Below are 25556 nucleotides of genomic sequence, written 5' to 3'. Positions count from 1 at the left end.
TCCTCTTAATTTATATTATCCGCGAAGCTCGTAAGCTTCTGGTTTTTGTGCAGCATGTGGATGCTCTGTTCCAGTGTAAACGTTAAGTTTAGTGAACATTTTGCGACCTAAAGAGTTTTTAGGAAGCATCCCTTTAATTGCTAATTCGATCATTCTTGTTGGGTACTTATCTAACATTTCACCAGCAGTACGAGTTTTTAAACCACCCGCAAATTGAGTATGGTGACGGTAAAGTTTACCCTCTAATTTGTTACCAGTTAAATGGATTTTGTCAGCGTTGATGATGATTACGTGATCACCTGTGTCAACGTTTGGTGTGAATGTTGGTTTATGTTTACCACGTAAGATAGCAGCTACTTCAGAAGCTAAACGTCCAAGAGTTTGGCCTTCTGCATCAACTACTAGCCATTTACGGTCTACTTCGTGACCTTTAGCCATGAATGTTGTACGCATGTATATATCCTCCTAATCGATTCGATTACCGTTATTTTTCATTAAACTACACTATAAGTTTTCGGGGCTTATTTGTGGTGGTAATGAAAATACCATCTGTTATCATATAATGAATGACTTTTAAAGTCAAGCAATTTCAATAAACACCTGGAGAAGTTGTTCAGATTCATTGATTGTTAAAATTAGGGCAGTTGTGAGCCTTTATTTTATAAAAATACAATGATATTTCGCTTCAAGAATTCTATAACATTTGCTATTTGTTCTTCTTAATGATTCGTCACCATAACGTGGGGTTGATTTCCGTTCCGGCTGGGCGCTTTATAGCTGTCGCTTTGCTTTCGCACAGAGCTTCCTGGGGGCGTCCGATGAGCCGCTTGGGGCAACAGGTGTTTTTTGCGCGAAAGCGAAGTGCTAACGTAGCGACAGCAAAAAGGGTTCATTCTGTGCGAAAGCGTAGTGCAACGAAGCGACAGCACGACGTTGGTCACGAAGGCGTTATCACAGGACCTGATGGTTTTAGCCTTCGTTCCTCTATTCGCTGATCCCCAAGGAGTCGCCCAGCCTCCACTCCAATCAACTTATATGCATGGCATCCGTTCTAAAATGGCATCTTAACTTTTGGTGGTGATTCTTTAATAGAAGACTTTCTCAAGATACAGACCTTGTGGGGGTGCAGTTTTGCCCGCCTTATCACGATTCATAGATTTAACGACTAACTCCACGTTCTCAATGTCGCGACGTCCTATACCAACTTCCCACAAAGTGCCTGCAATAATACGTACCATATTATATAAGAAGCCATTTCCTTCAATCACCATATGAAGCTCTTCACCACACCATTCAAATTGCAGTGTAGTTACTGTGCGCACCTTATCTTTGACACTTGTATTGGCTGCACAAAAGCAAGAAAAGTCATGTGTACCGATAATAGCCTTTGCTGCCTCCTGCATTGCCTCAACATTTGGTTTAACACCATTTGTCTCAACAGTGTATTGTCTGCGGAATGGACTCTGTACAGACTCACACGACCATATATATCGGTACCGCTTTCCTGATACACTGTAGCGCGCATGAAAATTAACAGCTACTTCTTCAATCGACATTACCCGTATATCTCTTGGCAGTTGAACATTTAATGCCTTCATGTATTTATCTACTGGAATCGCGAGTGGTGAATCAAAATGCAATGTTTGGCCAGTTGCATGTACCCTTGCATCTGTACGTCCACTAGCTGTTACCTTTATCTTTTCCCCTTTATGCATAATGGCTAGAACACGCTCAATCTCAGCCTGTACTGTGCGCTCTCCAGGTTGTACTTGATACCCAGAAAATTGCGTCCCATCATAACTTATAATTGCTTTTAATCGTCGCATAAAGCTTACTCCTTTTAACTTCTATAGAAGAATAGTAAAATGGCCATTGCTACTAATAACACAAGTGAAAATGTATCACTCATATCCCATTTTAACTTGCGATATCTCGTACGCCCTTCGCCTCCACGGTAGCCTCTTACTTCCATAGCTGTTGCTAAATCCTCGGCTCGTTTAAAAGCACTTACAAAGAGAGGCACCAGTAATGGCACAACCGCTTTAATACGATCCTTTATTGGTCCAGAAGATAAATCCGAACCACGTGCCATTTGTGCTTTCATAATTTTATCTGTTTCATCCATTAACGTTGGAATAAAGCGTAATGAAATAGACATCATCAAAGCTAACTCATGTACTGGCACTTTCACCGCTTTTAATGGATTTAGCAGTACTTCAATGCCATCCGTAATTGAAATCGGTGATGTTGTAAGCGTTAAGATAGATGTCATAAACACTAGAACTAAAAACCGTATCGAAATAAATATCCCTTGTCGGATACCTTCTTCATAAATGGTAATAAACTTCCACTCAAATACTATGGCACCTTCTTTCGTCATAAATATATGAATTAAGAAGGTAAATGCCATTAAAAAAATCACCGGCTTTAGACCATTAATTAAAAAATACAGACGAATATTTGATATTAGAACAACGAGTAAAGTAAAAGCTAATAGCAAAGCATATGTCACTGTGTTGTTTGCTAAAAAAACAATAATAATGAATGCAAACACAAATATAAGCTTTGATCGTGGATCGAGCTTATGGACTGGAGAATTTCCAGGAAGGAAGCGACCAAATATCATTTTCTCCATCATGACTGTCCACGCTCCTCTCTTAGTACCCGAGCAATTTCAGTTGCTAGCTCTTCTTCCGTTAAGCATATTTTTGAGAAGGATTTGTTTATCATTGTTTCGATTTTTTGTTGAAAGCGGACGATACGAGGTGGTTCTAAGCGGAAATTTTTTAATGTCTCTACATCTTTGAAAATTTCTTGTGGTGTGCCACTTAGTACATTTTTCCCTTCATGCATAATGACAATATTGTCTGCATAACGAGCTGCGTCCTCCATACTGTGCGTTACAAGAATCGTCGTTAGGCCACGTTCCTTGTGCAGCTTATAAAACATATCCATAATCTCTTTCTGACCGCGTGGATCAAGCCCTGCAGTTGGTTCATCTAAAACAATAACTTCAGGTTCCATCGCTAAAACGCCAGCAATTGCTACCCTGCGCATTTGTCCACCCGATAAATCAAAAGGTGATTTCTCAAGTACGTTCTCTGGTAAGCCTACTAAGCCTATAAGTTCTTTTGCTCGTGCTTCTGCCTCTTGCTCAGAAACACCAAAGTTCATAGGCCCAAACATAATATCCTTTAATACAGTTTCTTCAAATAGCTGATGCTCGGGGAATTGAAACACAATACCAACCTTTTGTCGTACAGCCTTTAAATCCTTCGCCTTTTTTCCAGCTACAACAATGCGATCTCCAATATGTACTTCCCCAGAGGTTGGTCTTAGAAGTGCATTAAAATGCTGAAGAATTGTCGATTTACCGGAACCCGTATGTCCGATAATTGCTTGATACGTATGTGAAGGAATTTCAAAATCTACATCGAATAATGCACGTTTCTCAAAAGGTGTACCCTGTGAATAGGCATAGCTTACTTGTTGAAGTTTGATGTCCATAAATCATTCACCAACTCTTCTTCTGTCATATGTTGTCCCATTAACGGAACACCTTCCTTTTGCAACAGCTTTGATAACTTCATGGCAAATGGTAAGTCTAGTCCAAACTCAACTAGCTTGTCCCCAAATGCAAAAATTTCAGCAGGTGTACCCTCAGCAAATTTCTTTCCATCATTCATAAAGAGAACACAATCTGCAAGCATGGCTTCCTCTAAATCATGCGTAATTGATATTACAGTTAACCCTGTTTCAGCACGTAAAGTTTGAACTGTTTGTAATACCTCAGCACGCCCCTGAGGATCTAGCATAGAAGTAGCTTCATCTAGTATAAGAAGCTTGGGTTTCATCGCAAGTGCACCTGCAATGGCAACACGCTGCTTTTGACCACCTGATAAATGGTGTGGCTCATGATCTAAAAAGTTGTTCATTTTAACTTGTTCGAGTGCTGCATGTACACGTTCTACCATCTCTTCGAACGGTACACCATTATTTTCAAGAGCAAAAGCAACATCATCCTGCACTGTCGCTCCAACGAATTGATTATCTGGATTTTGGAAAACCATACCTATCTGTGAACGGCTTTCCCATAGGTTATCTTCACTTAATGGTTCACGTAATATACGTACATCGCCCTGCTGTGGGTATAGCAAACCATTCATAAGCTTTGCAATGGTGGATTTACCAGAACCATTATGGCCAACAATGGCAATCCATTCCCCTTCTTGAACCGCAAAGCTTACATTTTCAACAGCATTACGACTTTCTTTCTCTTCTGGTGTATATGAAAATGTCACATTATTTAATGATAAAATTTCTGGCATTTCAGAAACCCCTCTCTACATGCTCAGCTCTACTAACTAACTTACACTTTTTTATGTATGAATTCTACTACAATCATTATGTCGATAAAAGAAAAGTGCTAAAATCACTTCTCGTTTATTTTATTTAGAACAAATAGAACTAAATGTAATTTATAAAATATATCAAATATTGGAGTACAGCACCCCAAACATTCAGGTGACTGCCATTCTAAAAACGAAACTATAAAAAAAAGCACCACTAAGTTGGCGCTATCATACTTCCCTAAAAAATAAAAAAGCGCGCACCTCATTCGATAGAAATGCGCTAGTCGTTACATTTTCAAGAAACACGGGTGCTCAAGCCCTTGTTCCGTTTGAATGAGGTGCGGAGAGCTAAACGAGACGCCACACAACAGTGTCCGCTCATCATAACGCTCAGCTTAATTATTTGTCGTATAAATCGTTTATAAATAAAGAGGGTGGTGATTCCACCCTCTTCCACCACTTGTTCTCTTATGATTAAACTAATTCAATCACTACAACAGGTGCACCGTCACCACGACGAGGACCTACTTTAAGAATACGAGTGTAACCACCTTGACGCTCTGCATAACGTGGTGCAACATCATCAAATAACTTTTGAAGTGCAAATGAAGTTGTTTCGTTACCTTCTGCATCAGTAGTTGTTACTAGTTCACGACGGATGAATGCAGCAGCTTGACGGCGTGCATGTAAATCACCGCGTTTACCTAAAGTAATCATTTTTTCAACAGCTTTACGTACTTCTTTAGCGCGAGCCTCAGTAGTTTCGATACGCTCGTTGATGATTAAATCAGTAGCTAAGTCACGTAACATCGCTTTACGTTGAGAACTTGTACGACCAAGTTTTCTGTAACCCATGGATGTTTCCCTCCTTTATAAAAAATATCTGATCTTGTAAGTTTTGTTTAAATCGCTTAGTCTTCTTTGCGTAACCCTAAACCAAGCTCTTCTAACTTCGCTTTTACTTCTTCAAGTGACTTACGTCCAAGGTTACGAACTTTCATCATATCGTCTTCTGACTTATTTGCAAGTTCTAGTACTGTGTTAATACCAGCGCGTTTTAAGCAGTTGTAAGAACGAACAGAAAGATCAAGTTCTTCGATAGTCATCTCTAAAACTTTTTCTTTTTGATCTTCTTCTTTTTCGACCATGATTTCAGCTGTTTGTGCCTCGTCTGTCATGCCTACGAAGATGTTTAGATGCTCGGTTAAAATTTTTGCTCCGAGCGAAATCGCCTCTTTCGGACCGATGCTACCATCTGTCCACACATCAAGAGAAAGTTTATCGTAGTCAGAAGACTGACCTACACGAGTATTTTCCACTTGGAAATTGACGCGTGATACTGGAGTGTAAATAGAGTCGATCGGGATCACGCCGATAGGAAGATCCTCACGTTTGTTTTGATCAGCAGGAGTGTAACCACGGCCGCGTTGTGCGTACATACGCATACGTAAATGACCGTTTTTAGCGATTGTTGCAATATATAGATCCGGGTTTAAAATTTCTACATCACTGTCATGTGTAATGTCAGCAGCTGTAACTGTACCATCGCCTTTTACATCAATCTCAATAACTTTTTCTTCGTCAGAGTAGATTTTAAGAGCTAGTTTTTTCACATTCAAAATAATTGAAGCTACATCTTCTACAACGCCTTCTACAGTTGAGAATTCGTGAAGAACACCGTCAATTTGAATAGAAGTGACAGCAGCTCCTGGTAATGAAGACAGAAGGATACGACGTAAAGAATTACCCAAAGTGTTTCCATATCCGCGTTCAAGCGGTTCTACAACAAACTTTCCATATTTGGAATCTTCGCTGATCTCCACCGTTTCAATCTTTGGTTTTTCAATTTCGATCATTTTATTTACCCTCCTTCAAAACATCGATTGTATAGGTTCTTTCCATCATAGATTCGATCGTCATTGACGTATCGTTTATTATCTGCACAAGACAGTCTGTACAAAAAATGATGTTCTCATACAATATGAGACGCACCCATTACACGCGACGACGTTTTGGCGGACGGCAACCATTATGAGGAACTGGAGTAACGTCTTTAATAGCAGTTACATCTAAACCAGCAGCTTGAAGTGCACGAATTGCAGCTTCACGACCTGCACCAGGACCTTTAACAGTTACTTCCAACGTTTTTAGACCATGTTCAAGGGATGCTTTAGCAGCAGTTTCTGCAGCCATTTGAGCAGCGAATGGTGTAGATTTACGTGAACCACGGAAACCAAGAGAACCAGCACTTGACCAAGATACAGCGTTACCTTGCATATCTGTAATCGTTACGATTGTATTGTTGAATGTAGAACGAATGTGTGCAATACCAGATTCGATATTCTTTTTCACACGACGTTTACGAGTTTGTTGTTTACGAGCCATGTTAAGAAGGAACCTCCTTTACTGATTATTTTTTCTTGTTCGCTACTGTTTTACGAGGACCTTTACGCGTACGCGCATTGTTCTTCGTATTTTGACCACGAACAGGTAAACCACGACGGTGACGGATACCACGGAATGAACCGATTTCCATCAGACGTTTAATATTTAGTGAAGTTTCGCGACGTAAGTCACCTTCAAGTTTGTATGAGTCTAATTGTTCACGGATTTTGTTTAACTCATCTTCAGTTAAGTCGCGTACGCGTGTATCTTCTGAAATACCTGCGTCAGCTAATACTTTCTGAGCTGTAGTTTTACCAATACCGTAAATGTAAGTTAATGAAATTACCACGCGTTTGTCGCGAGGAATGTCAACACCAGCAATACGTGCCATGTACGTTGTGCACCTCCTTTAGAATTAACCTTGTTTTTGTTTGTGTTTAGGATTTTCACAAATTACCATTACTTTACCGCGTCGGCGAATTACTTTACATTTTTCGCAGATCGGTTTTACAGATGGTCTTACTTTCATCTCAACCTAACCTCCTTAGTAGTCCGGAGCGCAAAAGATTATTTAAAACGGTATGTGATACGACCGCGAGTTAAATCATAAGGAGATAACTCGATAGTAACCTTATCTCCAGGTAGAATACGGATAAAGTGCATACGAATCTTACCAGAAACGTGTGCTAGAATCACATGTCCATTTTCTAATTCTACCTTAAACATCGCGTTTGGCAAAGTCTCAACAACTGTCCCTTCGACTTCAATTACATCATCTTTCGCCATCTACTCTGTCTCCTCTCTATATGCAAATTAAAGTTCTCATCGTTACATCAAACGGATATCTGCTGCAACTATAGAAGCAACCTCGTTTCAACATATGTTTGGATTGTATGAGAGATGTTTGAAAGACGCTCGTCTGGTTTCGCTTCACACAATCCACGGAACATACAGAACCATAAAGGGACTGAACCTCCCATGTTTACACGAATACCGGAATGTCTTTGATGAGATATTCATACCCGTTACACAGATGCTTCCACGAAACCCATTATACTCTTTCAAAAGTAATGTTGCACTTTTTAAAAGAAATATATACCGGGCACAATATGCTTTTGCAACTCTCAAAAAATTATGTTTCGGTGTTGCTCCCGCATGCCTCCCGCGGAAGCAGTATTCTGCGCCCGGAGCCGGGTATCAGCTGCGGCTGCTCTGTAATAGAGCATCAAGATCAGCAAACACTTTATTAATATCTTGCTGTCCATCTATATTTTTTAACACACTTTTTACTTCATAGTAGTCAAGTAAAGGTTGTGCTTGTTTCATATTTACTTCCAGACGGTTTGCAACCGTTTCAGGATTATCATCCGCACGTGTATAAAGCTCGCCACCATCTTTATCACATTTTCCTTCCTCTGCTGGAGGATTGAAAATTAGATGATAAGATGTACCACAAGTTTTACAAATACGACGACCTGATAGACGAGCAACTAGCTCATCTTTTTCAACTTGGATGTTAATTGTATGTTCAATAGCTTTACCAAGATCAGCAAGGATGCTGTCTAAAGCTTCAGCTTGAGGAACAGTACGTGGGAACCCATCTAATAAGAAGCCCTTTTCACAATCATGTTTAGCAAGTCGTTCACGAACAATACCAATCGTAACTTCATCCGGTACTAGAGCACCTTGATCAATAAACGATTTAGCCTGCAAGCCTAGTTCTGTACCATCTTTCATAGCAGCACGGAACATATCGCCTGTAGAAATATGAGGAATCGCGTACTTCTCAACAATTTTATCTGCCTGTGTACCTTTACCAGCACCTGGCAGACCCATTAAAACGATATTCATACGGAAATATTCCTCCCACAAAAGGTTTGCTGATTTCAGGAAACGATAGAACGTTCCCTAAAAACCAACATTATTTCATAAAGCCTTTGTAGTGACGTTTAACAAGTTGAGATTCTAGCTGTTTCATCGTTTCCAGCGCTACACCGACTACGATAATAATACTAGTACCACCGATCTGCACTGTGGCAGGTAGATTCATAAAGTTTATGATAATCATCGGCATTACTGCAATAACAGTTAAGAAAATCGCACCGACAAATGTCAGACGATATAACACGCTTGTTAAATACGTTTGAGTACTTTCACCCGGACGAATACCCGGAATGTAAGCACCTTGCTTTTTCAAGTTATCTGCCACATTTTCTGGATTCACTTGTACGAATGCATAGAAATATGTGAACGCGATGATCAATACAATGTAAATAATCATCCCAACAGGATTAGTATAATTAAACGTGTGTTCAATGAATTTTGATACAGGACCATCACCAAAGAATGGAGCTAACACACGTGGTGTCGTCAGAAACGCTGATGCAAAGATTACCGGAATAACCCCTGCAGCATTTACTTTTAACGGTAAATGCGTTTGTTGACCACCTGTTTGTTGGTTGCGTCCAGTAACTCGTTTGGCATATTGAATTGGAATTTTACGTAGTGCTTGTTGCACGTAAATAACTCCAACAACAACTGCAAGCATGACTAAAACAAGCAATCCAAGAATTACTAGATTGATAAATAGTTTATCACCAGCACCCTCGATTTGCTGTGCATAGATTTGGTTAATGGCATTCGGTAATGCCGCAGTAATACCTGCGAAAATTACAATAGAAATACCATTCCCAACACCATGTGCAGTAATTTGGTCAGCAAGCCATACTAGGAATGCTGTACCCGCTGTTAATACAATAGAAATTGTAACATATGTTAAAATTCCCTCTTCTTTAATCAATGATCCGCCATACATTCTATTAAAACCAAATGACATTGCGAATGATTGGATAAAAGCAAGAATAATTGTAAAGTAACGAGTAAATTGAGCAAGTTTTCGTCTTCCGACTTCACCTTGCTTTGCCCACTCAGCAAATTTCGGTACTACATCCATTTGCAATAACTGAACAATGATTGAAGCAGTGATGTAAGGCATAATTCCCATCGCGAAGATAGAGAAGTTTTTCAAAGCACCACCGCCAAAAGTATTTAGGAAACCAACGAGATTGAACTCATCAGTTGCCTTTAATACATTAGCGTCAACGTTTGGTACCGGTACAAACGTACCAATACGGAAAACGATTAACATTAAAAGAGTGAAAATGATTTTATTTCGTATATCTCGAACACGCATAAAGTTAGAGATCGTCTGAAACATTAAATCACCTCAGTAGTTCCGCCGGCATTTTCAATTGCTTCTTTAGCCGAAGCTGAGAATTTATGAGCTTTTACTGTAAGCTTTTTGTTAAGAGTTCCGTTTCCAAGAACTTTAATTCCAGCTTTTTCATTGCTCACTAAACCTGTTTCAAGTAATAATGCAGTTGTTACCTCTGCACCATCTTCAAAACGATTTAATGTGTCAAGATTAACGATCGCGTACTCTTTACGGTTAATGTTAGTAAAGCCGCGTTTCGGTAAACGACGGAATAAAGGGTTTTGACCACCTTCGAATCCTGGGCGTACACCGCCGCCAGAACGAGAGTTTTGACCTTTATGACCTCTACCTGCAGTTTTACCGTTACCAGAACCGATACCGCGACCTACGCGGTTACGTACTTTACGGGAACCTTCTGCTGGTTTTAACTCATGAAGTTTCATATTGGATGGCACCTCCTTGTTCGTTAATTAAAAATTAGTTTTCTTTTACAGTAACTAAGTGCGCTACTACATCGATCATACCGCGAGTTGCTGCATTATCAGCTTTCTCAACAGTTTGGTTTAATTTACGTAAACCTAATGCTTCAATAGTTTTGCGTTGTGCTGGTTTAGAACCAATCACAGATTTTGTAAGGGTGATTTCTAATTTGTTAGCCATTATCTTTCCCCCCTTATCCTAATATTTCTTCCACTGATTTACCACGTAATTTAGCTACGTCCTCTACGCGTTTTAATTCAGTTAAACCTTGAACAGTTGCACGCACCATATTGATTGGTGTGTTAGTTCCAAGTGATTTTGAAAGAATATCAGTAATACCAGCAAGTTCTAGTACTGCACGTACTGGACCACCAGCGATAACCCCTGTACCAGGAGCAGCAGGTTTAATTAGGATTTCTCCTGCACCAAAGCGACCTTGCACTAAGTGTGGAGTTGTTCCACCTACGCGTGGCACTTCGATTAAGTTTTTCTTCGCATCTTCAACAGCTTTACGGATAGCATCTGGCACCTCTTGAGCTTTACCAGTACCGAAACCAACATGTCCGTTTTTATCGCCAACTACAACTAATGCAGTGAAGCGGAAGCGACGTCCACCTTTAACAACTTTAGCAACACGGTTAATAGTAACTACGCGTTCTTCAAGTTCTCCAAGTTTGTTTGCGTCAATTCGACTCATGAAATGTGTCCCTCCTTTTTATTAAAATTGTAAACCGTTCTCACGTGCAGCTTCAGCTAAAGCTTTTACACGTCCATGATATAAGTAACCACCACGGTCAAATACTACAGCAGTAATATTTTTTTCCGTAGCGCGTTTTGCGATTGTTTCACCGACTTTAGTTGCAGCATCAACATTGCTACCAGCACCTTCAAAAACATTTTCTTGAGAAGATGCGCTAACAATTGTTACGCCTGCTACGTCATCGATAAGTTGCGCGTAGATGTTCTTGTTAGAACGGAATACGTTTAAGCGTGGACGCTCAGCAGTACCCGTAATTTTAGAACGTACACGTGCATGACGTTTTTTACGAACCTGATTTTTATCTTGTTTCGTAATCACAAGGGTCACTCCTTTCTAATGCTTAGGAAGCATTATTTACCTGTTTTACCTTCTTTACGACGAACATATTCGCCTTCATAACGGATACCTTTACCTTTGTAAGGCTCTGGTGGACGCACGTCACGGATGTTAGATGCAAGAGCACCAACACGTTCTTTGCTAATACCTTTAACGATGATTTTAGTGTTAGAAGGAACTTCTACTTCTAGACCATCTTCAGGTGTGAACTCAACTGGATGTGAGTAACCTACGTTAAGAACAAGTTTTTTACCTTGTAATTGCGCACGGTAACCGACACCGATTAGTTCTAATGATTTTTCGAAACCTACAGAAACACCAGTAATCATGTTCGCTAATAGCGCACGAGTCGTACCGTGGTTTGTGCGGTGTTCTTTCGAGTCAGAAGGACGTGATACTGTGATAACGTTACCTTCTTGTTCAATTTTCATATCTAGGTGGAAAGAACGAACAAGTTCGCCTTTAGGACCTTTAACGGTAACTGAGTTGTCAGCTGCAACAGTAACAGTTACGTTAGCTGGTACCTCGATAATTTTTTTACCTACACGAGACATTTAGTTGCACCTCCATTCATTTATTGCTAATTACCAAACGTATGCTAGAACTTCGCCGCCAACTTGTTTAGCGCGAGCTTCTTTATCTGTTAATAAACCTTGTGAAGTTGACACTAAAGCGATACCAAGACCGTTCAGTACTTTAGGAACTTCATTTGTTTTTGCATATACTCGTAGACCAGGTTTAGAAATACGTTTTAGGCCAGTGATAACGCGCTCGTTATCTTTACCGTATTTTAAGAAGATACGGATAATACCTTGCTTGTTGTCTTCCACGTATTCTACGTCACGTACGAAACCTTCACGCTTTAAAATTTCAGCGATTTCTTTTTTCACGTTGGAAGCCGGTACTTCTAACTTCTCGTGACGAACCATGTTCGCATTACGAATGCGAGTAAGCATATCTGCAATCGGATCAGTCATTGTCATTACATTTACCTCCTTCCCAAATTAGGGGATTACCAGCTGGCTTTTTTCACGCCAGGAATTTGTCCCTTATATGCAAGTTCTCGGAAACAAATACGGCAAAGTTTAAATTTACGATATACAGAGTGTGGACGGCCACAGCGTTCACAACGTGTATATTCTTGCACTTTAAACTTTTGCTTACGTTGTTGTTTAACGATCATAGATTTTTTAGCCACGTTTTAGCCCTCCTTGTTTAATTACTTTTGGAACGGCATACCGAATTGTGTCAATAACTCGCGAGCTTCTTCATCAGAATTCGCTGTCGTTACGATCACGATGTCCATACCGCGTACTTTCGAAACTTTATCGTAATCGATTTCTGGGAAAATTAATTGCTCTTTAACACCTAAAGTGTAGTTACCGCGACCGTCGAATGCTTTTTTAGAAACACCACGGAAGTCACGTACACGAGGTAGTGAAATTGAGATTAATTTATCCAGGAATTCATACATACGCTCACCGCGTAATGTAACTTTCGCACCGATAGGCATACCTTCACGTAGACGGAAACCTGCGATCGATTTTTTTGCTTTAGTTACAACTGGTTTTTGACCAGTGATAATTGTTAATTCTTCTACAGCTGCATCTAATGCTTTTGAGTTTTGAACTGCGTCACCAACACCCATGTTGATAACGATTTTGTCAACTTTCGGCAATTGCATAACTGATTTATATCCAAACTTGCTCATAAGAGCAGGTGAAACTTCATTTAAATATTTTTCTTTTAGGCGGCTCATTTGTGTACCTCCCTTCTTTTATAGAAATTAGTCGATTACTGCACCTGATTTTTTTGCAACACGAACTTTTTTACCGTTTTCGATTTTATAACCTACACGAGTCGGCTCGCCAGATTTAGGATCGATTAGCATTACGTTCGAAATGTGAATTGCAGCCTCTTGGCTTACAATGCCACCTTGTGGATTCAATTGGTTAGGTTTTACGTGTTTTTTCACGATGTTCACACCTTCAACAAGAACGCGATCTTGTTTAGGGTAAGCTGCAAGAATAACGCCTTCTTTGCCTTTATCCTTACCAGTGATAACCTTAACCTTGTCACCTTTTTTTACATGCATGCTGTCGCACCTCCTTGATTGGCACTATCATGAAATTAAAGAACTTCTGGAGCTAGAGAAACGATTTTCATGAAGTTGCTGTCACGTAATTCACGTGCAACAGGTCCGAAAATACGAGTTCCGCGTGGTGATTTATCGTCACGAATAATTACACAAGCATTTTCATCAAATTTGATGTACGTACCGTCTTTACGACGAACGCCTGATTTAGTACGAACGATAACAGCTTTAACAACGTCACCCTTCTTAACAACGCCACCTGGTGTTGCTTTCTTAACTGTACAAACAACGATATCACCGATGTTAGCAGTTTTACGGCCAGAGCCACCAAGCACTTTAATTGTAAGAACTTCACGTGCACCTGAGTTGTCAGCAACTTTCATACGACTTTCTTGTTGGATCACTTAGGTTACCTCCCTTCGGAAATTGGTTGTTCCGAAATAGTTATTAAATAATAACCGCTTTTTCTACAACTTCAACTAGACGGAAACGTTTAGTAGCTGATAGCGGGCGAGTTTCCATGATACGTACGATATCACCGATTTTCGCTGTGTTTAACTCATCATGAGTCTTAAACTTTTTAGAGTATTTTACACGTTTACCATAAAGCTTGTGCTTTTTGTGAGTTTCAACTAAAACAGAAATAGTTTTGTCCATTTTATCTGAAACAACGCGGCCCGTGTAAACTTTGCGTTGATTACGCTCAGTCATACTTGAAAACCTCCTTTATCAGTTATTTGCACTGATTTCTCTTTCACGAATAACAGTTTTCATACGCGCGATTGCTTTACGCACTTCACGAATACGAGCTGTGTTTTCTAATTGACCAGTCGCCAATTGGAAGCGAAGGTTGAAAAGCTCTTCTTTCAGTGATTTCACTTTCAATTCTAATTCAGAAGTGGCAAGGTCACGGATTTCATTAGCTTTCATTAGATTCACCACCAGTTTCTTGACGTTTTACGATCTTACATTTAACAGGAAGCTTATGTGATGCTAAACGAAGTGCTTCACGTGCGATCTCTTCAGATACACCAGCGATTTCGAACATTACTTTTCCTGGTTTTACTACTGCAACCCAACCTTCAGGAGAACCTTTACCAGAACCCATGCGGACTTCTAGAGGTTTTTTAGTGTAAGGTTTATGCGGGAAGATTTTAATCCAAACTTTACCGCCACGTTTCATGTAACGAGTCATCGCGATACGGGCAGATTCGATTTGACGGTTAGTAATCCAGCTAGCTGTTTGAGCTTGTAAGCCCCATTCGCCGAAAGATACTTCTTTGCCGCCTTTCGCTTCGCCACGCATGTTTCCGCGGTGTTCACGACGGTATTTTACGCGTTTAGGCAATAACATATTATTTGCCTCCTTCCACAGATTTCTTCGTAGGAAGAACTTCACCACGGTAGATCCATACTTTAACGCCTAATTTACCGTAAGTAGTGTCAGCTTCTGCGTGTGCATAGTCGATGTCAGCACGTAGAGTATGAAGTGGAACAGTTCCTTCACTATAGTGTTCAGCACGCGCGATATCAGCGCCACCTAAACGACCAGATACTTGTGTTTTAATTCCTTTTGCACCAGCACGGATTGTGCGTTGGATCGCTTGCTTTTGCGCACGACGGAATGATACACGGTTTTCTAATTGACGAGCGATGTTTTCAGCTACTAGACGAGCGTCAAGATCAGCACGTTTGATTTCGATAATATTGATGTGTACACGTTTACCAGTTAAATCGCTAAGGTATTTACGAAGATTTTCAACTTCAGAACCACCTTTACCGATTACCATACCTGGTTTCGCAGTGTGAATTGTAATGTTTACACGGTTTGCAGCGCGTTCGATTTCTACTTTAGAAACAGAAGCGTCTTTAAGAGCCGTTTCAATATATTTACGCACTTTGATGTCTTCATGAAGTAGAGTTGCATAGTCTTTTTCAGCGTACCATTTTGACTCCCAGTCACGAATAATACCAACGCGCAGTCCTATTGGATGTACTTTTTGACCCACGGATTAGCCCTCCTTCTTCTCAGATACCACTAGTGTAATATGGCTTGTGCGTTTGTTAATTGCGCTTGCACGTCCTTGTGCACGTGGACGGAAACGTTTTAATGTTGGACCTTCATCAACAAATACTTCAGAAACTACTAAAGAGTTGATGTCAAGATCGTAGTTGTGTTCAGCGTTAGCAACTGCAGATTTTAATACTTTTTCAACGACTGGAGACGCCGCTTTTGGAGTATGACGTAAAATTGCAACTGCCTCACCAACTTGCTTGCCTCGAATTAAGTCTACTACTAGACGTACTTTACGAGGAGCAATGCGAACTGTACGAGCGATAGCTTTAGCTTGTGTCATTAGGATTTACCTCCTCTCAAAATTAGCGTCTTGTTTTCTTGTCGTCTGCACCGTGACCTTTGTAAGCACGTGTTGGTGCGAATTCACCAAGTTTGTGGCCTACCATGTCTTCTGTTACGTATACAGGAACGTGTTTACGTCCATCATAAACAGCAATCGTTAAACCGATAAAAGTAGGGAAAATTGTAGAACGGCGAGACCAAGTTTTAATAACTTGTTTCTTCTCAGAAGCCTCTTGTGCTTCCACTTTTTTCATTAAGTGGTCATCAACAAAAGGTCCTTTTTTCAAGCTGCGACCCATGTAGGAACCTCCCTCCGTGATTCCACCACGGCTCTCACATAGAACCGTAGTTTAACCACATTATTTTTTACGACTACGGATGATGAATTTATCCGATTTGTTTTTCTTCTTGCGAGTTTTGTAACCAAGTGCTGGTTTACCCCAAGGAGTCATTGGTGATTTACGTCCGATTGGAGAACGTCCTTCACCACCGCCGTGTGGGTGATCGTTAGGGTTCATTACAGAACCACGAACTGTTGGGCGTTTACCTAACCAACGGCTACGACCTGCTTTACCGATGTGTACTAGTTCGTGTTGTTCGTTACCAACTTGACCGATTGTAGCGCGGCAAGTAGCTAACACTAAACGTACTTCACCAGATTGTAGACGAACGATTACGTATTTGTCTTCACGACCAAGTACTTGCGCAGAAGTACCAGCAGAACGTACTAATTGTCCACCTTTACCAGGTTTTAACTCGATGTTATGGATTGTAGTACCCATTGGAATGTTTGCTAATGGTAATGTGTTACCTACTTTAATATCAGCATCAGGACCAGATACGATTGTTTGACCAACCTCTAGACCTTTAGGTGCTAAGATGTAAGCTTTTGCTCCATCAGCGTAGTTGATTAATGCGATATTCGCAGAACGGTTTGGATCATATTCAATAGTAGCAACTTTAGCCGGAATGCCATCTTTTACACGTTTGAAATCGATAACACGGTATTGCTTCTTATGTCCACCGCCATGATGACGAACAGTGATTTTACCTTGGTTGTTACGACCAGCTTTGCGTTTAGTTGGTTCAAGCAATGATTTCTCAGGCTTGTTAGTTGTAATTTCCGCAAAGTCTAAAGACGTCATATTACGACGACCATTAGAGGTAGGTTTATACTTTTTAATCGCCATTGTGTTTCCCTCCTTCTTGATTGTTCAAATCATAAATCCATAAAGGATTACATTTCGAATAATTCAATTTCTTTGCTATCAGCAGTTAATTTAACAATCGCTTTACGACGTTTGTTAGTGTAACCACCGTAACGGCCAACGCGTTTGAATTTACCTTTGTAGTTAAGAACGTTTACTTTCTCAACTTTTACACCAAAGATTTCTTCTACAGCGTCTTTTACTTGAGTTTTGTTAGCGCGAGTGTCTACTTCGAAAGTATACTTTTTCTCTGCCATAAGTTCTGAAGAACGCTCAGTAATGACCGGACGTTTTAAAATATCACGTGCTTCCATTATCCAAGCACCTCCTCAACTTTTTCTACTGCAGATTTTGTGAATACAACTTTATCATGACCTAATAGATCAAGAACGTTGATTCCATTTGCAGTTAAAACTGTTACGCCAGGGATGTTACGAGCAGATAATGCTACGTTTTCATCTAGGTCAGCAGTTACGAATAAAGATTTTTTCTCTAAAGAAAGATCTTTAAGGATTTTTGTGAATTCTTTTGTTTTTGGTGCTGCTAATGAAAGAGCATCAAGAACTAAGAAGTTCTGTTCTACAACTTTAGCTGATAAAGCTGATTTAAGAGCTAAGCGACGAACTTTTTTAGGTAATTTGTAAGAATAGCTACGTGGAGTTGGACCGAATACAACACCACCGCCGCGCCATTGTGGAGAACGGATAGAACCTTGACGAGCACGTCCAGTTCCTTTTTGACGCCATGGTTTACGACCACCACCAGCAACTTCAGAACGGTTTTTAACCTTGTGATTACCTTGACGAAGAGAAGCGCGTTGTGCTACTACAGCGTCGAATAATACTGCTTCATTTGGCTCGATTCCGAAGATCGTATCGTTTAATTCGATTTCACCAACTGAAGCACCTGTTTGACTAAGTACAGATACTTTTGTCATTCCTGTTTCCTCCTTTCCTTAGGTGATTACTTAGCTTTAATTGCAGTTTTAACTGTAACTAGAGCTTTTTTAGAACCAGGAACATTACCCTTAACAAGTAGTAAGTTACGTTCCGCATCAACTTTCACGATTTCTAAGTTTTGGATTGTAACTACAGTGCCACCCATTTGACCAGGTAATTTCTTTTGTTTGAATACGCGGTTCGGAGCAACTGGACCCATTGAACCAGGACGACGGTGGTAACGAGAACCGTGGGCCATAGGACCACGAGATTGACCATGGCGTTTAATTACACCTTGGAAACCTTTACCTTTAGTAACACCTGTTACATCAATTACATCGCCTTCTGCGAAAATTTCTACTTTGACTTCTTGACCAACTTCGTATTCTGCTACGTTCACGTTGCGGAATTCACGAATGAAGCGCTTAGGAGCAGTGTTCGCTTTTGCTACGTGACCTTGTTCTGGTTTGTTAGAAAGCTTAACGCGCTTGTCTTCGAAACCAACTTGGATAGCTTCGTAGCCGTCTGTTTCAACAGATTTCTTTTGAAGTACTACGTTTGGAGTAGCTTCGATAACTGTTACCGGGATTAAATCGCCGTTTTCAGCGAAAACTTGTGTCATACCAATTTTTCTACCTAAGATTCCTTTAGCCATTTGTCACACCTCCTGTAAGTTTTGAATAGTTATATTTTTTACCATTAAAGTTTGATTTCGATATCAACGCCAGATGGTAAATCAAGTTTCATTAACGCGTCAACAGTTTGTGGTGTTGGGTTAACGATATCGATCAGACGCTTATGCGTACGCATTTCGAATTGCTCACGAGAATCTTTGTACTTGTGAACAGCACGTAGAATTGTGTACACAGACTTCTCAGTTGGAAGTGGAATCGGACCTGATACACTTGCACCTGAACGCTTTGCAGTTTCCACGATTTTCTCAGCAGACTGATCTAAAATACGGTGATCATACGCTTTTAAACGAATACGAATCTTTTGTTTTGCCATTATTTTCCCTCCTTCTCGCCTATTTTCTAGACATTCTCCACGAAAATTTTCCCACACACCGCCATGGCAAAGCGGCCGGGTGTGTCGGCAACCTCTCGTTTCATCGCAGTCAAAGACCAACATTCAACATTATACACAATAAAAAAAGAATAAGCAAGTCTTTTAGCTAAATTCTTTTAAATGTTGCAGATATTCTTACTACTAATATTTTTACTAATATTTATCGCTTATCTAAGCCGTTTATTAGTATATAAAATTTCATTGCACTTTGCAACACATAAGGCTGTTATATCAACGTTTTCGGACATTTCTAACAATTAAGCGATACCAATATATTAAAAAGAGCAGTCTCTATTATTTAGAAACTGCTCTTACTATTACTTTATAAGAAAAACACACATGCAATCCAGCCAAATATAATAAGTGGGATGTTAATAAAAATAAACGTTGGCACACATGTATCCCAAATGTGATTATGCTGTCCATCTACATTTAAACCCGCAGTTGGTCCAAGAGTAGAATCTGAAGCAGGAGAGCCTGCATCACCCAAAGCACCTGCTGTACCTATTAAACAAATAATCGCCAAAGGACTCATTCCTAACCCTTGTGCAATAGGAACAAATAAAGTTGCAATAATAGGTACTGTCGCAAACGATGAACCGATCCCCATCGTTACAATTAAACCAATGACCAACATAATAAATATAGCTAGACTCGTATTCCCTTGAAGAATGTTTATCGAACCGTTAATTAATCCATCTATATCACCTGTGGCGTTAATAACAGATGCAAAGCCATTTGCAGCGATCATTACAAAACCAATAAAGGCCATCATCTTCATTCCCTCAGAAAGAATCTCATCTGCTTCTTTCCAATTAAGTGCACCAGTAAAATACATAATCATAATGCCTGCAAAAGCACCTACAATCATCGAATCAGTATAAATTTGTGCACAGAGAGAGACGATTAAAGCCACTGTCGTAGAAACGATAACAAACTTACTAACATTAACGTTTAAAGACTCTGTCTCCACATCATTATTTTGATATTGTCGAGGCTTTCGGTAAACGAAAAAGGCTACACATAATCCAATTAACATCCCCAGGACGGGTATAGCCATCGCTACTGGTACATCACGTGAAGATGCGTCCATACCTGCCTTATTCACTTGAGTAGAAACGATATCTTGGAATATAGCTCCGAAGCCAGCAGGGACGAAACTATATGTCCCTATTAAACCAACAGCAATTAATGTTGCGATAATTCGTCGGTCAACCTCTAGCATATTTAAAACCTTTAAGATTGGAGGTATTAGTAATGGGATAAAGGCTATATGAATTGGAATTAAGTTTTGTGAGAAAATAGACATCATAAAGATCAGTAGGAAAATTAAAACCTTCACTAAACCTTTTCGATTACTTGTACCGTTTTTATTTAATATCTTTAAAATCCCTGCAATCATTAATTCAGGAATTCCCGTTTTTGAGATGGCAATAGCGAAACCACCCAGCAATCCATAACTTAAAGCAATCGTTGCACCTGCTCCTAATCCTTCTGTAAATGATTGTACAGTTGCTTCAATACCCATGCCGCTTGTTATGCCTCCTGCAAAGGCGCCCAATACAAGAGAAAGAACAACATTGATACGGAGCAAGCTTAATATTAACATGACAGCTACTGCCACAATTACTGCGTTCATTTCGACACTCCACTTTCGTACACTAGATTACTAACACATTAAACTTTAATCTTCTAATAACTGAAAGTCAAGATGTTTATATTCCCCTATAATAATTTTCCAAATTTAAAAAACACAAAAACAGTATGATCTTAAATAATCATACTGCTTTTAGATTTCTTCCTATTATAATGATTCACGAATGACTTTTTTATAATAACCAACGGAAAGTACAGCGAAGATAGCATATAACGCTATATAACAACTCATAGCAATCCATAATGGTGCGGTTAACTCAGAGCCGAATAAAAACCATCCTGAATTAACAGCGAAGTAACTATGGAGTAGCCCTATTATTAATGGAACACCAAAATTAAAGGCTTGCTTCATATAAATACCTTTCATAATATCTTTTTCAGCGAAGCCAATCTTTCTTAATATCGTATAAGAACCTCGCTCCTCTTCAGCCTCAGACATTTGCTTAAAGTATAGAATACTACCTGTTGTCATTAAAAATGCTAAGCCTAAGAATGCTGCTGTAAATATCGTAATTCCTAATGTTTCGATATTCCCCTTACGTTGTTCTTCATAGGACTCTATATATTTCTCTCCATTTGATTGCATATATAATTTCTCTGCTAGAGCTGAATCGCTTTTATTCTTTATCTTAATAGAAGTTTGTTTGTGCCATTCAGAAGTACCTGAATGAGTAGCTAGTTTTTCAAACAATGCATCCGGAACTACGAAAATTGGCCCCCCAGGCCCCGAAGTCACAGTGCCACTTATAATACTTTCGTGTCGAACATCTTTGACATGAAGCGTCTCTTCCTCAGTTCCCTCTAGACCTCCTGTAGTGACAACTACATCACGATCCTTTTCAAGCGGAAACATTTCTGCCATATAGCCACCATAGTTTGTTAAAATAACGTCGTAATCCGAAATGGAAGCTTCAGGAGCTATTTGTTGATAATCAGAAAGTGGAATTGTATAAATGATTCCTTCTAAACCAAAAAGGGGATTATCTTTATTTTGCTGACTTTCAGATAATAATTGTGTAAACGAAGCTGAAACACTCTGTAATCGGAAATTACTTTTATCAAAAGTAATATTATTGTCCTCTAGCTTCTTTAAAAATTCCTGGCCCTTATCTTCAAGTAATACATAATCACCAGGTACTTGGCTATATGCCGACGATTCTGATGAATAATACGAAATATATGCTAAAGTTGTAATACCAAGTGAAACACCCGTTAAAACCGTAATAAGCGTTAATGATTTCGCATTACCCCTCATTCGATGCATAATCGGTGTTAATGCTAATACATCACGAGCAGTTAAATGGCCATTTTTCTTAAGACGAATTAAATTCATAATAAATGCTACAGAGAAACGGAAAACTAGGAACGTTCCGCCAATGGTAGTTGCTAAAATAATAATCATATTAAGAGTTAAATTACCCTGAGAGTTAATATCGAAAAGCTTAGTTGATGCATAGTAGCCATATGCAATAAATATAAGTCCCAAAAAGCCAATAACCATTTGTAATGGGCTGAAACGTTTTACGCGCTCATCGGCTTGCTTGGCAGCACTGAATAATGATAGTAATGATACGCGGTAAATCATCCAAGCCATTTGCACAAGTACAATGACTAGTAGAATGGCAAATACTACGATAGACTGCTGTAATGCCTCTGTACTAAATGTCATTGTCACAAGTGCCTCTTTTTCGAGTACGCGCAGTAAAATCATTGCAAATAAGCGTGAGCTAAAGAACCCTGCAAGAATACCTAAAACGACCGCGCCTAAAAATAACAGGATACTTTCTACCGCTAATAAGCGTACGATAAGCCCCTTTGTCATCCCTATTAGCTGATACAAGCCTATTTCCTTACTACGACGCTTCATAAATAGATGGTTTGCATAAAGTACGAAAAATAAGACAATAAAGTACAGCATATAGGTTGCTGCTTTAAAACCCGCTGTGGCCGTACCGCTCTGCTCTACTGTAGCCAGCACTTCAGCATTATTTTGCAATGTCACAAAGGAAAAATATAAAGTAACACTAAAAATAAGTGCGAAAAAATATAAATAATAATGCTTCATATTCTTCTTCATGCTGCGTAACACGAGCTTACTAAGACTCATAGCCGTCACCGCCTAGCACACTTTGCGTATGCATGATTTCATGGAAAAATGCCTGTCTCGTTTTATCTCCTTTATATAGCTCACTATAAATGAGTCCGTCCTTCAAAAATAAAACACGTGTACAAAAACTCGCTGCTACCGCATCATGCGTAACCATCATAATCGTTGCTTTTTTTGACTCATTAATATTTTGTAGATTCTTTAAAAGTGCAGTGGCTGATTTTGAATCAAGTGCACCTGTAGGTTCATCAGCGAATACAAGTGACGGATTTGTAATCAGTGCACGAGCTGCTGATGTACGTTGCTTTTGACCACCTGATATTTCGTTTGGATATTTATTTAAAATCTCTGTAATACCTAATAAGTGTGTAAGCTCTTTTAAACGACTCTCTGCAACAGACTTTGGTAGTCTACCAATAGCTAATGGTAGTAGAATATTTTCTTTTACCGTTAGCGTATCTAACAAATTATAATCTTGGAATATGAAACCTAATTGTTCGCGGCGGAAATTAGCTACCGTCTTCTCCTTCATACCACGTAAGTTTTGACCATTTATTTCAATAACACCTTCTGTTGCAAAGTCAATTGAACACAAAACGTTTAAAAGTGTTGTCTTCCCAGATCCTGAAGGTCCCATAATGCCAACAAATTCACCTTTATTAACTTCTAAATCTATGCCCTTTAAAACCTCTTGAGCTGTTGATTTTTTACCATATACTTTTTTTACTTTACGACCAATTAAAACTGCCACTTTAAACGCCCCTTTCTATAGTTCAAGTGTACCCTGTCTTCTTCACTGATTCGTGTGTTTTACATGACAATATAAAAAGGTAGGTGACAATTTCGTCATCTACCTGTTAGTTTGACATATTCATTTTGCAATGGAAAACGTAATGTAAATATCGAACCTTCACCAACAATGGATTGTACAGTAATACGAACGCCGATTTTCTGTGCCACATTATGTGCTAAGTATAGACCCATACCTGTAGATTGTGCTGACTCTCTACCGGCTGTCCCAGTATATGATTTATGAAAGATTCGAGGTAGATCCTCCTTACGAATACCAATACCTGCATCTTTTATATGTAATAGAGTTGCCCCAGTTGCATCTATTTCCGTAAAAATCAATACCTCTGAATTTGCAGGACTATATTTAATGGCATTGGACAGAATTTGTCGGATTATAAAGGCTAACCATTTACCATCCGTCATCACCGCCTCTGTTAACTCTGCAACATCAAAACCAATCCCTTTTTCAATACACCATGCCTGCATAGCTCTTATTTCCTTATAGACCACGGTTCTTAGCTCGATCTCTGTCATAAAATTATCTTTTTCAATAGAAGCTAAACGTGTTTGGTGTAGCTGCTGATCAACTAATAAATGTAGCCTTAGCCATTCATTCTCTAATTTACGACGTAGTGTCAAATCATCTATGTGATCCAGCATTAAATTAATCGAAGTTAAAGGTGCCTTTACTTCATGGACCCACGCTAGTAGTTCATCCGAATATTCCTGCAGCTGTACCTTTGCTTGATTTAGCTCTGTGTTCTTGTCATAAAAAACATCTTCAATTTTCGTAAGGTATGCCGTTTGAAACGGTGATAACGCCAAACTTTTGCTATGCACATCATCGAGTTGGCTCTCCACATTTCCCAGGAAATCCTTCAACTGCCTTACTTCTACTACATATCGCCAAATAAGAAAGATCATAAAACTAATAACCATGCTAACATTCATATACCAAATAGATATTCCCTCTAAACCAGCATCTAAAGAAAATAAAACATTGATAATAACGATGATAAAAACGTAAAAGCCAATCCAAGCGAGGCGTTCTCTTAAAAATATAATTAGCATTGTCACTCACGTCCCTTGTGTTACAGCCATATAACCAAGTCCCTTTTTAGTTAAAATCGCTTCTTGTAAACCTATATCCTCAAGCTTAGTACGTAATCGATTCACATTTACCGACAATGTATTATCATTAACAAAGCGCTCATCATCCCATAACTTTCTCATTAAATCATCTCTAGAAACTATTTGATCAGCCTTCTCCACTAAAATGCGTAAAATAAAGAGTTCGTTTTTAGTTAGCGAAACAAGGTTACCCTCATACATAATTTCACTGCGAGCATAGTCAATGACTGCGCCATTAAACTGTGTAACATCCATTGATTCTTCTATATAATCATATGTACGACGTAAAATGGCTTGTACCTTTGCAAGTAATACCTCCATATGAAAAGGCTTTTGTACAAAGTCATCTGCACCCATTTGCATTGCCATTACCATATCCATTGGATGATCACGAGAAGATAGAAAGAGAATTGGCACTTTTGAGATATGACGTATTTCGCGACACCAATGAAAACCATCATAGGCTGGAAGCTGAATGTCAATCAATACAAGCTGTGGCTTTTGTTCAATAAAATCATTCATTACCTTTTGAAAGTCTTTAGGACCAGCAACTTGAAGAGACCATTGTGCAAAACGTGTCTGAATCATTTCGAAAATTGATAGATCGTCTTCAATCAGCAATATTTTCATCTCCATTTGCAAATTCTCCTTCCATGAAGTGTTTTTATGTACTAA

The 25556-nt window shown here is 39.3% G+C and carries 40 protein-coding genes and 1 pseudogene; 1 reads left to right on the top strand and 40 read right to left on the bottom strand.

Features of this window, described 5'->3' with window-relative positions:
• Positions 1 to 15: 15 nt before the first annotated feature.
• Positions 16 to 453, bottom strand: coding sequence for a 50S ribosomal protein L13 (rplM, locus tag ACZ11_RS01125; protein ID WP_049662886.1), 438 nt, complete (start codon positions 451 to 453; stop codon positions 16 to 18).
• Positions 454 to 818: 365 nt separating this feature from the next.
• On the opposite strand from rplM, the gene ACZ11_RS26125 reads away from it, so the two are divergent.
• Positions 819 to 995: a hypothetical protein gene (locus ACZ11_RS26125; RefSeq protein ID WP_161804416.1), complete on the top strand. Its 177-nt coding sequence runs from the start codon at positions 819 to 821 to the stop codon at positions 993 to 995.
• A gap of 90 nt (positions 996 to 1085) precedes the next feature.
• Here the strand turns inward: ACZ11_RS26125 and truA are convergent, their stop codons facing one another.
• The 39 genes and pseudogenes from truA to ACZ11_RS00935 form a co-directional block, all read right to left on the bottom strand.
• Positions 1086 to 1826 (bottom strand): tRNA pseudouridine(38-40) synthase TruA, encoded by a 741-nt coding sequence (gene truA, locus ACZ11_RS01120; protein ID WP_049662884.1) that lies wholly within the window; start codon positions 1824 to 1826, stop codon positions 1086 to 1088.
• 14 nt (positions 1827 to 1840) lie between these two features.
• Entirely contained in the window at positions 1841 to 2638 is a 798-nt protein-coding gene (locus ACZ11_RS01115; protein WP_049662882.1) for an energy-coupling factor transporter transmembrane component T family protein, read from the bottom strand.
• Positions 2635 to 3507: an energy-coupling factor ABC transporter ATP-binding protein gene (locus tag ACZ11_RS01110; protein WP_049662880.1), complete on the bottom strand. Its 873-nt coding sequence runs from the start codon at positions 3505 to 3507 to the stop codon at positions 2635 to 2637. Before ACZ11_RS01110 ends, ACZ11_RS01115 begins: the two co-directional genes overlap by 4 nt.
• Positions 3483 to 4328: an energy-coupling factor ABC transporter ATP-binding protein gene (locus ACZ11_RS01105; RefSeq protein ID WP_049662878.1), complete on the bottom strand. Its 846-nt coding sequence runs from the start codon at positions 4326 to 4328 to the stop codon at positions 3483 to 3485. The genes ACZ11_RS01110 and ACZ11_RS01105 overlap by 25 nt, the downstream gene beginning before the upstream one ends.
• A 498-nt stretch (positions 4329 to 4826) precedes the next feature.
• Positions 4827 to 5207 carry a 50S ribosomal protein L17 gene (gene rplQ, locus ACZ11_RS01100; RefSeq protein WP_012296051.1) on the bottom strand — a complete coding sequence of 127 codons (381 nt, stop codon included), beginning with the start codon at positions 5205 to 5207 and terminating at the stop codon, positions 4827 to 4829.
• Positions 5208 to 5263: 56 nt separating this feature from the next.
• Entirely contained in the window at positions 5264 to 6208 is a 945-nt protein-coding gene (locus ACZ11_RS01095) for a DNA-directed RNA polymerase subunit alpha (RefSeq protein ID WP_004233733.1), read from the bottom strand.
• A gap of 139 nt (positions 6209 to 6347) precedes the next feature.
• Complete coding sequence (gene rpsK / locus ACZ11_RS01090) at positions 6348 to 6737, bottom strand: 30S ribosomal protein S11 (protein WP_049662876.1); 390 nt, start codon at positions 6735 to 6737, stop codon at positions 6348 to 6350.
• 25 nt (positions 6738 to 6762) lie between these two features.
• Positions 6763 to 7128 carry a 30S ribosomal protein S13 gene (gene rpsM / locus ACZ11_RS01085; RefSeq protein ID WP_049662875.1) on the bottom strand — a complete coding sequence of 122 codons (366 nt, stop codon included), beginning with the start codon at positions 7126 to 7128 and terminating at the stop codon, positions 6763 to 6765.
• Positions 7129 to 7152: 24 nt separating this feature from the next.
• A complete protein-coding gene (gene rpmJ / locus ACZ11_RS01080) occupies positions 7153 to 7266 on the bottom strand; it encodes a 50S ribosomal protein L36 (RefSeq protein ID WP_000868344.1) in 114 nt (37 codons plus the stop codon).
• A gap of 38 nt (positions 7267 to 7304) precedes the next feature.
• Positions 7305 to 7523 carry a translation initiation factor IF-1 gene (gene infA, locus ACZ11_RS01075; protein ID WP_004233690.1) on the bottom strand — a complete coding sequence of 73 codons (219 nt, stop codon included), beginning with the start codon at positions 7521 to 7523 and terminating at the stop codon, positions 7305 to 7307.
• Between the two features lie 86 nt (positions 7524 to 7609).
• Positions 7610 to 7687: pseudogene (locus tag ACZ11_RS25445) on the bottom strand (type I methionyl aminopeptidase); the annotation flags it as partial.
• 247 nt (positions 7688 to 7934) lie between these two features.
• Positions 7935 to 8588: an adenylate kinase gene (locus ACZ11_RS01070; RefSeq protein ID WP_049662872.1), complete on the bottom strand. Its 654-nt coding sequence runs from the start codon at positions 8586 to 8588 to the stop codon at positions 7935 to 7937.
• 70 nt (positions 8589 to 8658) lie between these two features.
• Positions 8659 to 9954 carry a preprotein translocase subunit SecY gene (secY, locus tag ACZ11_RS01065; protein WP_049662870.1) on the bottom strand — a complete coding sequence of 432 codons (1296 nt, stop codon included), beginning with the start codon at positions 9952 to 9954 and terminating at the stop codon, positions 8659 to 8661.
• Positions 9954 to 10394, bottom strand: coding sequence for a 50S ribosomal protein L15 (rplO, locus tag ACZ11_RS01060; RefSeq protein WP_010860592.1), 441 nt, complete (start codon positions 10392 to 10394; stop codon positions 9954 to 9956). The genes secY and rplO overlap by 1 nt, the downstream gene beginning before the upstream one ends.
• Positions 10395 to 10428: 34 nt before the next feature.
• Positions 10429 to 10611, bottom strand: coding sequence for a 50S ribosomal protein L30 (gene rpmD / locus ACZ11_RS01055; RefSeq protein WP_049662869.1), 183 nt, complete (start codon positions 10609 to 10611; stop codon positions 10429 to 10431).
• A gap of 13 nt (positions 10612 to 10624) precedes the next feature.
• Positions 10625 to 11128 carry a 30S ribosomal protein S5 gene (gene rpsE, locus ACZ11_RS01050; RefSeq protein WP_049662867.1) on the bottom strand — a complete coding sequence of 168 codons (504 nt, stop codon included), beginning with the start codon at positions 11126 to 11128 and terminating at the stop codon, positions 10625 to 10627.
• Positions 11129 to 11149: 21 nt separating this feature from the next.
• A complete protein-coding gene (gene rplR / locus ACZ11_RS01045; protein ID WP_053093182.1) occupies positions 11150 to 11509 on the bottom strand; it encodes a 50S ribosomal protein L18 in 360 nt (119 codons plus the stop codon).
• A 32-nt stretch (positions 11510 to 11541) separates the two neighbouring features.
• Positions 11542 to 12081, bottom strand: a complete 540-nt coding sequence (gene rplF / locus ACZ11_RS01040; protein ID WP_049662864.1) for a 50S ribosomal protein L6 — start codon at positions 12079 to 12081, stop codon at positions 11542 to 11544.
• A gap of 30 nt (positions 12082 to 12111) precedes the next feature.
• Entirely contained in the window at positions 12112 to 12510 is a 399-nt protein-coding gene (gene rpsH, locus ACZ11_RS01035) for a 30S ribosomal protein S8 (protein WP_008181717.1), read from the bottom strand.
• A gap of 29 nt (positions 12511 to 12539) precedes the next feature.
• Entirely contained in the window at positions 12540 to 12725 is a 186-nt protein-coding gene (locus ACZ11_RS01030; protein WP_004233656.1) for a type Z 30S ribosomal protein S14, read from the bottom strand.
• A gap of 21 nt (positions 12726 to 12746) precedes the next feature.
• Positions 12747 to 13286, bottom strand: a complete 540-nt coding sequence (gene rplE / locus ACZ11_RS01025; protein ID WP_008181719.1) for a 50S ribosomal protein L5 — start codon at positions 13284 to 13286, stop codon at positions 12747 to 12749.
• Positions 13287 to 13313: 27 nt separating this feature from the next.
• On the bottom strand, positions 13314 to 13622 hold the full coding sequence (gene rplX / locus ACZ11_RS01020; RefSeq protein WP_049662858.1) for a 50S ribosomal protein L24: 309 nt from the start codon (positions 13620 to 13622) through the stop codon (positions 13314 to 13316).
• A 35-nt stretch (positions 13623 to 13657) separates the two neighbouring features.
• Positions 13658 to 14026 (bottom strand): 50S ribosomal protein L14, encoded by a 369-nt coding sequence (gene rplN, locus ACZ11_RS01015; RefSeq protein ID WP_004233650.1) that lies wholly within the window; start codon positions 14024 to 14026, stop codon positions 13658 to 13660.
• Between the two features lie 43 nt (positions 14027 to 14069).
• The gene (gene rpsQ / locus ACZ11_RS01010; RefSeq protein WP_049662854.1) at positions 14070 to 14333 is read right to left on the bottom strand and encodes a 30S ribosomal protein S17; all 264 of its coding nucleotides are present in this window, start codon (positions 14331 to 14333) and stop codon (positions 14070 to 14072) included.
• 18 nt (positions 14334 to 14351) lie between these two features.
• Positions 14352 to 14552: a 50S ribosomal protein L29 gene (gene rpmC / locus ACZ11_RS01005; RefSeq protein WP_049662852.1), complete on the bottom strand. Its 201-nt coding sequence runs from the start codon at positions 14550 to 14552 to the stop codon at positions 14352 to 14354.
• Entirely contained in the window at positions 14542 to 14976 is a 435-nt protein-coding gene (gene rplP, locus ACZ11_RS01000; protein ID WP_010860599.1) for a 50S ribosomal protein L16, read from the bottom strand. Before rplP ends, rpmC begins: the two co-directional genes overlap by 11 nt.
• A 1-nt stretch (position 14977) precedes the next feature.
• Entirely contained in the window at positions 14978 to 15631 is a 654-nt protein-coding gene (rpsC, locus tag ACZ11_RS00995; protein WP_049662850.1) for a 30S ribosomal protein S3, read from the bottom strand.
• A gap of 3 nt (positions 15632 to 15634) precedes the next feature.
• Positions 15635 to 15979 (bottom strand): 50S ribosomal protein L22, encoded by a 345-nt coding sequence (gene rplV, locus ACZ11_RS00990; protein WP_004233639.1) that lies wholly within the window; start codon positions 15977 to 15979, stop codon positions 15635 to 15637.
• A gap of 22 nt (positions 15980 to 16001) precedes the next feature.
• A complete protein-coding gene (gene rpsS / locus ACZ11_RS00985; protein ID WP_049662848.1) occupies positions 16002 to 16280 on the bottom strand; it encodes a 30S ribosomal protein S19 in 279 nt (92 codons plus the stop codon).
• Between the two features lie 60 nt (positions 16281 to 16340).
• Positions 16341 to 17171 carry a 50S ribosomal protein L2 gene (gene rplB / locus ACZ11_RS00980; protein WP_049662846.1) on the bottom strand — a complete coding sequence of 277 codons (831 nt, stop codon included), beginning with the start codon at positions 17169 to 17171 and terminating at the stop codon, positions 16341 to 16343.
• Positions 17172 to 17218: 47 nt separating this feature from the next.
• Positions 17219 to 17503 (bottom strand): 50S ribosomal protein L23, encoded by a 285-nt coding sequence (rplW, locus tag ACZ11_RS00975; protein WP_004233628.1) that lies wholly within the window; start codon positions 17501 to 17503, stop codon positions 17219 to 17221.
• On the bottom strand, positions 17503 to 18126 hold the full coding sequence (rplD, locus tag ACZ11_RS00970; RefSeq protein WP_049662844.1) for a 50S ribosomal protein L4: 624 nt from the start codon (positions 18124 to 18126) through the stop codon (positions 17503 to 17505). Before rplD ends, rplW begins: the two co-directional genes overlap by 1 nt.
• 26 nt (positions 18127 to 18152) lie before the next feature.
• Positions 18153 to 18782, bottom strand: coding sequence for a 50S ribosomal protein L3 (gene rplC, locus ACZ11_RS00965; protein ID WP_049662843.1), 630 nt, complete (start codon positions 18780 to 18782; stop codon positions 18153 to 18155).
• Between the two features lie 44 nt (positions 18783 to 18826).
• Entirely contained in the window at positions 18827 to 19135 is a 309-nt protein-coding gene (rpsJ, locus tag ACZ11_RS00960) for a 30S ribosomal protein S10 (RefSeq protein ID WP_004233624.1), read from the bottom strand.
• Positions 19136 to 19517: 382 nt separating this feature from the next.
• Positions 19518 to 20834 carry a Na+/H+ antiporter family protein gene (locus ACZ11_RS00955; protein WP_049662839.1) on the bottom strand — a complete coding sequence of 439 codons (1317 nt, stop codon included), beginning with the start codon at positions 20832 to 20834 and terminating at the stop codon, positions 19518 to 19520.
• 165 nt (positions 20835 to 20999) lie between these two features.
• A complete protein-coding gene (locus ACZ11_RS00950; protein WP_049662837.1) occupies positions 21000 to 22958 on the bottom strand; it encodes an FtsX-like permease family protein in 1959 nt (652 codons plus the stop codon).
• Positions 22948 to 23709, bottom strand: coding sequence for an ABC transporter ATP-binding protein (locus ACZ11_RS00945; RefSeq protein ID WP_049662833.1), 762 nt, complete (start codon positions 23707 to 23709; stop codon positions 22948 to 22950). Before ACZ11_RS00945 ends, ACZ11_RS00950 begins: the two co-directional genes overlap by 11 nt.
• A gap of 95 nt (positions 23710 to 23804) precedes the next feature.
• Positions 23805 to 24821, bottom strand: a complete 1017-nt coding sequence (locus ACZ11_RS00940; protein WP_049663477.1) for a sensor histidine kinase — start codon at positions 24819 to 24821, stop codon at positions 23805 to 23807.
• Positions 24822 to 24827: 6 nt separating this feature from the next.
• Entirely contained in the window at positions 24828 to 25511 is a 684-nt protein-coding gene (locus ACZ11_RS00935) for a response regulator transcription factor (RefSeq protein ID WP_049663474.1), read from the bottom strand.
• Positions 25512 to 25556 lie beyond the last annotated feature (45 nt).

This window comes from Lysinibacillus xylanilyticus (assembly GCF_001183605.1).
GTDB classification, from domain to species: Bacteria; Bacillota; Bacilli; order Bacillales_A; family Planococcaceae; genus Lysinibacillus; species Lysinibacillus xylanilyticus.
The sequence above is the reverse complement of the archived record's forward strand: the minus strand, read 5'-3'. Positions and strand labels throughout refer to the sequence as shown.